Here is an 863-nt window from a genome sequence, read left to right on the forward strand (position 1 = left end):
AGTGCGAGTGAGTCGGCAAGTACGTCCGCGTCGATGAGTGCCTTAACTAGTGCTTCAGAATCCGCAAGTACATCCGCGTCACAGAGTGCATCGACAAGTGCGTCTGAATCTGCAAGTACGTCCGCATCGCAAAGTGCTTCAACAAGTGCGAGCGAGTCAGCAAGTACTTCAGCTTCAATGAGTGCCTCAACGAGTGCCAGTGAATCAGCAAGTACGTCCGCGTCGATGAGTGCTTCAACAAGTGCTAGCGAGTCAGCAAGTACATCTGCCTCGATGAGCGCCTCTACAAGTGCTTCAGAGTCCGCAAGTACGTCCGCATCGCAAAGCGCTTCAACAAGTGCGAGTGAATCCGCAAGTACGTCCGCGTCACAGAGTGCATCAACAAGTGCAAGTGAGTCAGCAAGTACATCTGCCTCCATGAGTGCATCAACAAGTGCAAGTGAGTCAGCAAGTACCAGTGCTTCCATGAGCGCTTCAACAAGCGCTAGCGAATCCGCAAGTACGTCAGCGTCCATGAGTGCCTCAACGAGTGCTTCAGAGTCAGCAAGTACGTCAGCGTCCATGAGCGCCTCAACCAGTGCCTCAGAATCGGCAAGTACGTCCGCGTCGATGAGTGCTTCAACCAGTGCCTCAGAATCCGCAAGTACGTCCGCGTCGATGAGTGCGTCAACGAGTGCGAGCGAGTCAGCAAGTACGTCTGCATCCATGAGCGCTTCAACGAGTGCGAGCGAGTCCGCAAGTACGTCGGCCTCAATGAGCGCCTCAACAAGTGCATCAGAATCAGCCAGCACTTCAGCATCGATGAGCGCTTCAACCAGTGCTAGCGAGTCAGCAAGTACCAGTGCCTCAATGAGCGCTTCAAC

General features: G+C 54.1%; 1 protein-coding gene. It reads right to left on the bottom strand.

The window, feature by feature from the left end:
• Window positions 1-863 (bottom strand): hypothetical protein (locus tag HMPREF2877_RS10905; RefSeq protein ID WP_176745179.1); only part of this gene is annotated, 863 nt, incomplete at both ends.

Origin of the sequence: Streptococcus sp. HMSC072D03, assembly GCF_001812855.1 — a bacterium.
GTDB classification, from domain to species: Bacteria; Bacillota; Bacilli; order Lactobacillales; family Streptococcaceae; genus Streptococcus; species Streptococcus salivarius_D.